Annotated in this window: 10 protein-coding genes; 6 read left to right on the top strand and 4 right to left on the bottom strand. The window is 47.3% G+C overall.

Annotated elements, in window-relative coordinates; all coding sequences use genetic code 11:
- The 3 genes from KIH43_RS01445 to KIH43_RS01455 form a co-directional block, all read right to left on the bottom strand.
- A partial coding sequence (locus tag KIH43_RS01445; RefSeq protein ID WP_297716941.1) for an HAD-IA family hydrolase occupies window positions 1–556 on the bottom strand: 556 nt, incomplete at its 3' end.
- A gap of 7 nt (window positions 557–563) precedes the next feature.
- Window positions 564–1,568, bottom strand: a complete 1,005-nt coding sequence (locus KIH43_RS01450) for an RluA family pseudouridine synthase (RefSeq protein ID WP_296970384.1) — start codon at window positions 1,566–1,568, stop codon at window positions 564–566.
- Window positions 1,569–1,882: 314 nt separating this feature from the next.
- Window positions 1,883–2,017, bottom strand: coding sequence for a hypothetical protein (locus KIH43_RS01455; RefSeq protein WP_297716943.1), 135 nt, complete (start codon window positions 2,015–2,017; stop codon window positions 1,883–1,885).
- A gap of 11 nt (window positions 2,018–2,028) precedes the next feature.
- Here KIH43_RS01455 and KIH43_RS01460 point away from each other — a divergent pair, with 11 nt between their 5' ends.
- The 5 genes from KIH43_RS01460 to KIH43_RS01480 all read left to right on the top strand — a co-directional run bounded on the left by KIH43_RS01460 (window position 2,029) and on the right by KIH43_RS01480 (window position 8,074).
- Window positions 2,029–4,632, top strand: a complete 2,604-nt coding sequence (locus tag KIH43_RS01460; protein ID WP_297716945.1) for an Rne/Rng family ribonuclease — start codon at window positions 2,029–2,031, stop codon at window positions 4,630–4,632.
- An 89-nt stretch (window positions 4,633–4,721) separates the two neighbouring features.
- Window positions 4,722–5,849, top strand: coding sequence for a GTP 3',8-cyclase MoaA (gene moaA, locus KIH43_RS01465; RefSeq protein ID WP_297716947.1), 1,128 nt, complete (start codon window positions 4,722–4,724; stop codon window positions 5,847–5,849).
- A complete protein-coding gene (gene mobA, locus KIH43_RS01470; RefSeq protein WP_297716949.1) occupies window positions 5,849–6,454 on the top strand; it encodes a molybdenum cofactor guanylyltransferase MobA in 606 nt (201 codons plus the stop codon). The genes moaA and mobA overlap by 1 nt, the downstream gene beginning before the upstream one ends.
- Entirely contained in the window at window positions 6,451–7,767 is a 1,317-nt protein-coding gene (gene glp, locus KIH43_RS01475; RefSeq protein ID WP_297716951.1) for a gephyrin-like molybdotransferase Glp, read from the top strand. Before mobA ends, glp begins: the two co-directional genes overlap by 4 nt.
- 13 nt (window positions 7,768–7,780) lie before the next feature.
- Window positions 7,781–8,074 (top strand): hypothetical protein, encoded by a 294-nt coding sequence (locus KIH43_RS01480; protein ID WP_296970374.1) that lies wholly within the window; start codon window positions 7,781–7,783, stop codon window positions 8,072–8,074.
- Between the two features lie 83 nt (window positions 8,075–8,157).
- Here KIH43_RS01480 and KIH43_RS01485 read toward each other — a convergent pair whose 3' ends face one another.
- Complete coding sequence (locus KIH43_RS01485) at window positions 8,158–9,144, bottom strand: D-glycerate dehydrogenase (RefSeq protein WP_297716953.1); 987 nt, start codon at window positions 9,142–9,144, stop codon at window positions 8,158–8,160.
- Between the two features lie 217 nt (window positions 9,145–9,361).
- Here KIH43_RS01485 and KIH43_RS01490 point away from each other — a divergent pair.
- A partial coding sequence (locus KIH43_RS01490; protein WP_297716955.1) for a twin-arginine translocation signal domain-containing protein occupies window positions 9,362–9,957 on the top strand: 596 nt, incomplete at its 3' end.

A 9,957-nucleotide genomic window follows, 5' to 3' on the forward strand; every position in this document is an offset into this window, starting at 1 on the left:
CCCCAGCATTAGCCGCCATATCTAAATCATGGGTGGTATCACCGATCATCAACATTCTGCGAGTAGGAACTTGAGTCGCATCGGATAGCTCAAGCAACATACCAGGATGTGGCTTTGAAAATGATTCATCCGCCGTGCGGGTTTCATGAAAAAGGTGCCCAATTTGATGATGCTTAAGTGAACGATCTAAGCCTACACGTGATTTGCCAGTGGCCACACCTAGTAAATATTGATCGGCTCGCAACCCTTCAAGTAACTCGCGAATGCCTACAAATAAATCGAGCTCATGATCTTTAGCTAAATAGTGATAACGAAATCGATCTGTTAATTTGGGAAAATGGGCTGGCTCAATCCATGGCACTGCGCGGCGCAAAGAATCCTGAATACCTAAGCCAATCACAGAACTCGCTAGCGTATCGTCGGGCTCTTTAAAACCTAAGTCGCGACAAGCTTGCTGAATACAGTGCACGATCGTCGGCGTGGAATCCATAATCGTTCCATCCCAATCCCACACAATCAGGTCGTAACGTCGATCAGTATTTTTCTCAGCTGACATAAATCACTTAGTCGAAATTTTTCATCATGGCTGTGAACTCAGCGGGCAATGGAGACTCGATCCGCATTTTCTCCCCAGTGCGAGGATGGGTAAAGCCCGCCAGATGCGCATGCAAATACAGTCTTTTGGATTTTATGGATTTATCTTGATCCTCGTAACCATATTTATCATCGCCCAATATGGCATGACCGAGTTTTTGCAAATGCACTCGAATTTGGTGGGTGCGGCCCGTCTTGAGCTGCGCTTCGGCTAAGGTAATCGCTACTCCATCGCGCTGCATAGTCTTAGTCACTCGCAATGCAGTATGGCTTGGCAGCCCCTCTGGGTCCACTCGCACACGTCGCTCTCCATTGGCCAGCAAATATTTATGTAATGGAAATTTCAGTTGCATCACTGCCGCGCCTTGCTTGATTTCGCCGTGCGCAAGCAAGTAATACCGTTTATCGGTTTGCCCCTCCCGAATCTGACGATGCAACTCCACCAAAGCACTGCGCTTTTTTGCCAATAGCAACACTCCAGAAGTATCTCGATCCAAACGGTGGACCAACTCGAGGAATTTCAATTCCGGTCTGGTGATGCGTAAAGTCTCGATCACCCCCAATGCAATCCCAGATCCCCCATGCACTGCTAAACCTGCTGGTTTATCCACTATCAATAGCGCCTCATCCTCAAAGAGGATGGGCATTTTGTCGGAATAACCCCTGGCACGAGATTGGGTTTGAGCGGTGCTAGCAGCGGCCACCTGTGCAGGTAGCGCAACTCGGATAGGAGGGACTCGCACAATATCGCCCTCAATTAGACGAGTGGTTGGCTCAGCTCTCTTTTTATTTACCCGCACTTCACCAGAACGAATGATTCGGTAAACGTGGCTTTTGGGGACCCCTTTGGCCCAACGGAGTAGATAGTTATCTAGACGCTGACCAGCCTCTTCCGGACCAATCGTCTGCAAATGGACTGCAGCCGGGGTCGAACTTTTTACCTGAGAGGATGCTGATGCAGGGTCTGATTTCATGATTTAGCTCTCTTATCGTCCATTTTTCTGGCGACAAGGGACTCAACGATACCCCATTCTCATTCAACTTGTGCCGTATAATCAACGCACTAGCTAATTTATTGGCTAAGTACGAGCCTGATGTCAGGTTTTCGTCCTGGAGCTTGGAGTCGCCCATTTATAGACTCTCGGGGTTGCCCCTCCCCCGTTGTAATGAGGCGCAGGGTTGGTGTGCCGTATGCCGCGACCCGCGATTAGAAGACAGTTTTCAGGCGTGCGCCTGCATTGATGACCTAAAGGAGGTCTCTGCGGCGAGCGTCAAGTGTGGCACCGATTTAACCAATAGTTAACTGGGTGAACTGGGCAAAAGAGCCTAGATTTGCATGATCCACACTCTTAAACCGCCAAGGAATAGCCTTTGCGGCATCAACTGACTCCCTAACGCAGCGCGCAACGACATCCTCCCCCATAGGAGAGTGTTATGAAACGCATGTTGTTTAATGCAACTCAACAAGAAGAGTTGCGAGTTGCCATCGTTGATGGCCAAAAACTAATTGATATCGATATCGAAGCCGCCGGTCGCGAACAACGCAAAGGCAATATCTACAAAGGTGTCATTACCCGTATTGAGCCTTCATTGGAGGCCTGCTTTGTTAACTACGGTGAAGAGCGTCATGGCTTTTTGCCTTTTAAAGAGGTAGCCAGGTCGTACTTTAAAGAAGGTATTGATGTCCGCAATGCTTCCATCAAGGATGCCTTGCGCGAAGGTCAAGAAATCATTGTTCAAGTAGAAAAAGAAGAGCGCGGCCAAAAAGGGGCTGCCCTCACTTCATTTATCTCTTTAGCTGGTCGCTACTTGGTCTTGATGCCAAATAATCCTCGTGGCGGCGGTGTTTCTCGTCGTATTGAAGGGGAAGATCGTCAAGAGCTGCGTGAAGCAATGTCCCATTTAGAAGTGCCCGATGGCATGAGCATCATTGCCCGCACCGCCGGTATCGGACGTGATGCTACTGAATTGCAATGGGATTTAAGCTATCTTTTGCAGTTATGGAAAGCAATTGATGAAGCCGCTAAGGGCAACTCAGCACCATTACTCATCTACTTAGAATCTAGCCTCGTTATTCGCGCTATTCGGGATTACTTCCAACCTGATATTGGCGAAATTCTCATCGATACAGATGATATTTATGAGCAGGCTGCTGCCTTCATGTCAGTAGTGATGCCAGACAATTTGCCACGAGTAAAGCGCTATCACGATGATGTGCCTTTGTTCTCTCGCTTCCAAATTGAACATCAGATTGAAACCGCTTACTCACGTACGGTACCCCTACCATCTGGTGGCGCCATCGTGATTGACCACACTGAAGCTTTGGTTTCAGTAGACGTGAACTCCGCACGTGCCACCCGTGGCTCCGATATTGAAGAGACAGCAACTCGCACCAACCTAGAAGCTGCAGATGAAATCGCTCGTCAAGCCCGCTTACGCGACTTAGGCGGCTTGATCGTGATTGACTTTATCGATATGGAATCGAGCAAGGCTCAAAAAGATGTCGAGAACCGCTTAAGAGATGCTTTGCGTCATGACCGTGCGCGTGTCCAAATGGGCAAGATTTCAAAGTTTGGCCTGATGGAAATGTCACGCCAACGTTTGCGCCCTGCTTTATCAGAAGGTAGCCACGTCACCTGCCCACGCTGTAACGGCACAGGTCATATTCGCGATACTGAATCCTCTGCATTGCAAGTGTTGCGGATTATTCAAGAAGAGGCGATGAAAGAAAACACCGCCGCAATTCATACACAAGTGCCGGTAGAAGTAGCTGCATTCTTGTTAAATGAAAAACGCGCTGAAGTCATCAAGATTGAGACTCGCTTCAAGGTAAATGTCTTGATGGTTCCCAATAAACATTTAGAAACTCCGCACTACAAACTTGAGCGCTTGCGTCATGATGATCCTCGTTTAGATGATCAAAAAGCCAGCTATGTCATGGCCGAAGAAGCTGCGCGCGAATTGGAAACGGACACTACTGTGAGCCGCAAAGATGCTGATGTCAAAGCGCGTCCCGAGGCTGCTGTAAAGGGCATCACACCAACTCAGCCAGCTCCGATCAGCCAACCACGCCCAGCGCGCACCGAAAAATCGACTAGCGAAAGTTCAGGCGGTTTCTTGGGCTTTATTAAGAAACTCTTCTCTACTTCTCCAGCAGCAGAAGAGAAGCCAGCACCAAGTAACCCACGTGGACGTAATCAAGGACGCAACGGTAATCGTGGCCGCAATCGTCGTGGTGAGCGCAATGGTGAACGTGCAGATCGCCCAGTAGCAAATGCAGCTGATGGCGCAAGCACTGAGAACAACAACCGTAACAGTAATCGCAATAACCGCAACGGCAACCGTAACCAAAATAATCAAAATGGCCCGAAACCTGAACGTCAAGCAAACTCTGCAGCAGTAACTCTTGCTACTGAGTCCACGGCTGCTGGTGAGGCGCCTGCAACAGCGGATGGCGAAGAACGTCGTGGTCGTGGTCGCAATCGTCGTGGTCGTGGTCGCAACCGGAACGATCGTAGCGAGCGCGTTGAAAATGGTGATGCTTCAGCTTCAGTAGCAAGTTCATCTGCTAGCCCCTTCACAGGTCCTCCAGTTGGCATGGCGGGAGCATCTGCAACCATGCCAATCCAGAATATTGTGAACAGTTTTGGCAACAAGCCCGCGCAAGGCAAACCAGAACGCAGCGAACGAGGTCCGCGTCAACAACGCCAACCTAGTCGCCAGACCCAACAACCTGCTGCAACCCCAGCGGTAGTTGCGATCACTTCAAGCACAACGGTTGAGGTCATTGCAAAACCGATGCCAGAGCTTCCTAGAGTGGCATTCCAAGCACTCGAAGAAACTCCTCTGCATAGCGTGGTCCAATCTGCTGGCATGATTTGGGTTGCAACTGATGCTTCCAAGCATGCAGAAGTTCAGAGTCAAATCCAAGCTGAACCTGTTATTCATCACTTAGGCAGAACACCTAAGCCTGCCGCAACTCTGCCTGAAGGCCCTATGGTCTTAGTGGAGACCGGCGGCCAAGAAAAAACAGTCTAGCGTTTCCTTTTTCTCCAGACCGCCTTTTATCCCAAAAAGATATAGGGCGGTTTGGCAGAATCTTCAATTCACAGCCATAATTAAGCAATATGGTTGATAAAGCAATCCCCAAAGTTATTCCAATACGCATTGATGAAGGCAAAGGCCTTGTGCCGTCTATTGGAGAAAAATTGCTTGCTCCTCATGCACACACTCGGGATACGCGTGGGCGCAATTTACGCGATCTACGAATTTCAGTGACAGATCGTTGCAATTTCCGCTGTACCTATTGCATGCCTAAAGAGGTCTTTGATAACAACTATCCATATCTTGCTCATGAAGAATTATTAAGCTTTGAAGAAATTACTCGCTTAGCTACTATTTTTTCGACACTCGGCGTAGAAAAACTTCGCTTAACTGGTGGCGAGCCACTGCTAAGAAAGAATTTAGAAGTACTCATTGAGATGCTGGCGAAAATTAGAACGCCCGATGGTAAGCCACTAGATTTAACATTAACTACCAATGGCAGCATTCTGCGAAAAAAAGCACACGCACTGAAGGCTGCTGGTTTACAGAGACTAACTGTGAGTCTAGATGGATTAAATGACGACATCTTTCAGAAAATGAACGATGTCCAGTTTCCAGTAGCAGATGTTTTAGATGGCATTGCAGCCGCGCAAGAAGCAGGCTTTAAAAATATCAAAGTGAATATGGTGGTAAAAAAGGGCACGAACGATCATGAGATTGTTCCTATGGCTAAACACTTCAAAGGCAGCGACATCATCTTGCGCTTCATTGAATTCATGGATGTTGGCAGCTCCAATGGCTGGAACATGACCGAAGTGCTTCCCTCTAAAGAAGTGATTGCCAGGATTCATGCGGTAACTCCCTTGGTATCCATGGAGCCCAACTACGCGGGAGAAGTAGCTCAGCGCTGGCGTTATGCTGATGGCTCTGGTGAGATTGGCGTGATCTCCAGCGTTACGCAAACCTTTTGTCATGAATGCACTCGTGCACGCATCTCAACAGACGGCCAACTGTATTTATGTCTTTTTGCAAATGAAGGTTTTGATTTCAAAACACTGTTACGCTCTGGAAAAACAGATCTAGAGATTGCAAATGCCATTATGAATACTTGGTCTGCGCGTGATGATCACTACTCTGAAATTCGGGGCTCTCATACCCCTCATCATTCAACGAGTAATCGCAAAGTAGAAATGTCTTATATCGGTGGCTAATGATTCTTGCAGAAAATATTACGGGCCTAATTTTGGCAGGTGGCCGCGCCCAACGTATGGGCGGGATTGATAAAGGCCTCATTTCCTTTCATCAAAAACCGTTAATTGAGTCCGCCATTGCCAGGTTAAAACCTCAGGTTGGCCCCCTAGTCATTAATGCCAATCGCAACATTACCAAATATGCAGTCTATGGCTATCCAGTGATGCTAGATGAAGCTCCAGACTTTTCAGGGCCACTCGCTGGATTTTCTGTTGGATTAAAAGCTTGCAAAACACCTTATCTATTAACCACGCCGTGTGACTCCCCTCTACTACCAAAAGACTTAGCAACCAAGCTGGGTGAGGAATTGGAGCAAGGCGACTTCCAATTGGTATATGCCTCTAGCAAAGAGTCGGATGGCAAGATTTGGGCACAACCCGTTTTTTGTCTCATGCGCGCAAACCTGCAAGAGTCATTGAATGCTTTCCTGAGTAAAGGTGATTTCAAGATTGATCGCTGGTTCAAAGAATTAAAAACGAGTACCGTGGTTTTTGATGATGCTTTAGCATTTGCCAACGTCAATACTCCTGAAGAATTGCAATCATTAGAATCTGCATCCGCATGAAGCATTCGCCCAATAGCCCCATTCTTCTTAACTCTTCTTTACATGTTGATGAAGCCCGCAAGGCTATCACCAACCTCGTGAGCGAGCTACAACAAGAATCGAGCATACTCAATGATCCTGCTGATATTGAAACTGTTTCATTGGATCACGCAATCAATCGTGTACTGGCGCAAGATCTTCTTTCTCCTATTGATGTTCCTGCTGCAGATAACTCCGCAATGGATGGCTATGCATTTGATGGGAAATGCTTGAGTCAAGCGGGCTCAGAAGTCACCTTGAACATTGTCGGGACTGCCTTGGCAGGCAAACCTTTTGAAGGCGAGATTGGCCAAGGTGAATGTCTCAAGATTATGACTGGCGCTCTCATGCCCGCTGACTGCGACACCGTAATTCCACAGGAATTCACCACTAGCGCCAGCGCAGAATCAATATGTTTTCCATCAAATCAACTCAAAGCGGGCGAGAATCGTCGCCTACGTGGTGAAGATTTACAAAAAGATAAAGCAGCAATTTCTGCAGGTCGGTTATTACGTCCCTCTGATTTAGGTTTAGCCGCCTCACTAGGAACATCCCATCTACAAGTGCGTCGCAAACTGCGAGTAGCCATTTTGTCATCTGGAGATGAGCTGCGCTCCTTGGGGCAACCCTTAGATCCGGGCAGCATCTATGACAGTAATCGCTATAGTTTGAACGGCATGCTCAATCGCCTCAATATCGACATCATTGATTGTGGAATTGTGCGTGACAACCCTGACTCACTAAAAGACGCATTTATAGCTGCAGCCAGTAAAGCGGATGTGCTCATTTCTTCTGGAGGTGTCTCAGTAGGTGAAGCAGACTTCACCAAACAAGTCATGCTAGAACTTGGTGATGTGGGATTTTGGAAGATTGCCATGCGTCCCGGACGACCCATGGCATTTGGCACTCTTAAGCCCGTGCCTAGTAAATCCCCTGCACGCAAAACCCTGTTCTTTGGATTGCCGGGAAATCCCGTAGCAGTCATGGTGACCTTCTATCAATTTGTACGCAGCGCCCTTTTGCAACTCGGTGGCGTGACCCAAGCCGACTTACCACTGGTGCAAGCCATTTCTGAGAACGCTATCCGCAAGAAACCAGGCCGCACTGAATTTCAACGCGCCATTCTGGGGCGCAATGTTGATGGCAAGCCCAGCGTCAGAATAACGGGCAGTCAGGGGGCGGGGATATTGCGCTCTATGAGCGAAGCAAATTGCTTTGTCATTCTGCGTCACGATCAAGGGAATGTGGCGCCAGGAGAGCTGGTAGATATAGCGCTTTTTGAAGGACTGCTTTAAGATTGCGGTCATTATGAAATTAACTAAAAAAGAACTTGCCTTTCTAGACCCGACCCACACAGCGAAAACATTGGTATTGGTCTACCTGTGTTTTTCTGTACCGATTGTTTTGTTGGCATTATTTGTCGCCTTTATTCGTGACGGCGCGATACCAGGGTTTACTGTTTTGTCCGCCTTAATATTGAACGCACTTCTTGGCTTTGGCCTGTTGTGGCTTGCATGTAAAGTCTATAACTGGGTTGCCGGAAAATTTGGCGGCATTGAGTTAGCAATGCGCGAACTTCCTGAAGAAGTGGATGCCGAATAAATCAAAACAGCATCAATGAATAAAGCCGAGCAATGCTCGGCTTTATTTTTAATCTCACCTTACAGTCATTGCTGCCGATAAAATTACGCCTTCCAAACTTCGGCATTAATTAAACTTGGAGGTTTTCTACCATCGATTGCGGCGCGTAAATTTTCCATTGCTAACTCCACCATGGCTCTGCGCGTTTTTTCAGTAGCACTTGCAATGTGAGGAGCTAACACAACATTCTGCAGTTTTAATAACTCAGGATGAACCTGTGGTTCTCCTTCAAACACATCCAAACCTGCAGCAAAAATCTTTTTCTCTTTCAGAGCTTGCGCTAGAGCAGCATCATCCACAATACCGCCGCGAGCAATATTCACCAGGGTTGCCGTTGGTTTCATGAGTGCAATTTCTTTGGCGCCAATGGTGTGATGGTTCGCTGGTGTGTACGGCAAAACCAAAACAACGTGATCGGCCGTTTTCAGCAACTCCTCTTTAGAAACATAGCGGGCACCACATGCTTTTTCATCTGCTTCAGGTAAACGACTACGGTTGTGATAAATCACATTCATGCCAAATCCTAGGGCACGCTTAGCGATACCCTGACCAATTCTTCCCATACCAATGATGCCCAGAGTGGTATTGTGCAAATCCATCCCCAGGGGGTTATTGACAATTGACCACTTATCCCATTTGCCAGCACGAATCCAATGTTCAGATTCGGTAATTCTTCTCGCTGTTGCCATGAGCAATGCAAAACCAAAATCAGCGGTTGTATTGGTTAAAACATCAGGGGTGTTCGTGGCCATCACTCCAGCAGCGGTAATTGCTGGAACATCGAAGTTGTTATAGCCCACAGAAATATTAGCCACGATTTTTAGATCTTTAGCCTTAGCCAATGCGTTAGCATCTATGCGCTCGCTACCGGCTACCAATGCCCCCACAACCCCCGAAAGCTCATGTTGCAGTTCCTCTGGACTTAAGATCGCATCGGCCTGGTTGGATCGAACCTCGTAGGACTCCTCCAACTTGGCGAGCAAATCTGGAAATATTGCCCTAGCAACCAAAATTCTCGGCTTGTTACTCATAAGTCTCCTTGTAATGAATTTCGCAACCAAAATTCTGACAACCTGCTATATTAAAACTTCGTAACAAATAGAAAAGACAAAAAATAATTAGTGCGGTGCACAATAAATACCCACTTTCGTCAAGGGGGAAACCCTTAATACAATTTATGTCTTTTTTGAAATAATCTGTAGTGCAGGCAGCAAAGTAGTTTATTAATAAATTTAACAGGAGATTTGAATGTCTGAGACAAACAACACTAGCCCACGCCGTAAATTTCTGAAAAATGCTGCGGTTGGCACTGCAGGTGCTGCAGCAATGGGCTTCCCAATGATTTCCAATGCGCAAACTATCAATTTGCGCTTCCAATCAACCTGGCCAGCTAAAGACATCTTCCATGAGTTTGCCAATGACTATGCAACAAAAGTGAATGCGATGTCAGGCGGTCGATTGAAGGTGGAAGTATTGCCTGCTGGCTCCGTTGTAAAAGCATTTGATATGTTAGATGCCGTCTCCAGCGGAACATTAGATGGTGGTCACGGCGTATTGGCTTATTGGTATGGCAAAAGCCCTGCGTTAGCTCTTTGGGGATCTGGTCCTGCTTTTGGTATGGATGCAAATACCTTGTTAGCTTGGAACCAATACGGCGGCGGACAACAATTACTCAATGAGATCTATAACGATCTCAAACTCGATGTAGTTTCTTTCCCATACGGCCCAATGCCAACCCAACCACTAGGTTGGTTCAAAAAGCCAATTGCTAAGGCAGATGATTTGAAGGGATTGAAGTACCGTACTGTAGGTCTCTCTATTGAGATCTTCACCGATATGGGCGC

Source organism: Polynucleobacter sp. (assembly GCF_018500155.2).
Classification (GTDB): domain Bacteria; phylum Pseudomonadota; class Gammaproteobacteria; order Burkholderiales; family Burkholderiaceae; genus Polynucleobacter.

Excerpts from the sequence above, each read along its gene's own strand:
- KIH43_RS01450 (WP_296970384.1), bottom strand. The coding sequence starts at position 1,568 with ATGAAATCAGACCCTGCATCAGCATCCTCTCAGGTAAAAAGTTCGACC.
- KIH43_RS01455 (WP_297716943.1), bottom strand. The coding sequence starts at position 2,017 with ATGGGGGAGGATGTCGTTGCGCGCTGCGTTAGGGAGTCAGTTGATGCC.
- KIH43_RS01460 (WP_297716945.1), top strand. The coding sequence starts at position 2,029 with ATGAAACGCATGTTGTTTAATGCAACTCAACAAGAAGAGTTGCGAGTT.
- moaA (WP_297716947.1), top strand. The coding sequence starts at position 4,722 with ATGGTTGATAAAGCAATCCCCAAAGTTATTCCAATACGCATTGATGAA.
- mobA (WP_297716949.1), top strand. The coding sequence starts at position 5,849 with ATGATTCTTGCAGAAAATATTACGGGCCTAATTTTGGCAGGTGGCCGC.
- glp (WP_297716951.1), top strand. The coding sequence starts at position 6,451 with ATGAAGCATTCGCCCAATAGCCCCATTCTTCTTAACTCTTCTTTACAT.
- KIH43_RS01480 (WP_296970374.1), top strand. The coding sequence starts at position 7,781 with ATGAAATTAACTAAAAAAGAACTTGCCTTTCTAGACCCGACCCACACA.
- KIH43_RS01485 (WP_297716953.1), bottom strand. The coding sequence starts at position 9,144 with ATGAGTAACAAGCCGAGAATTTTGGTTGCTAGGGCAATATTTCCAGAT.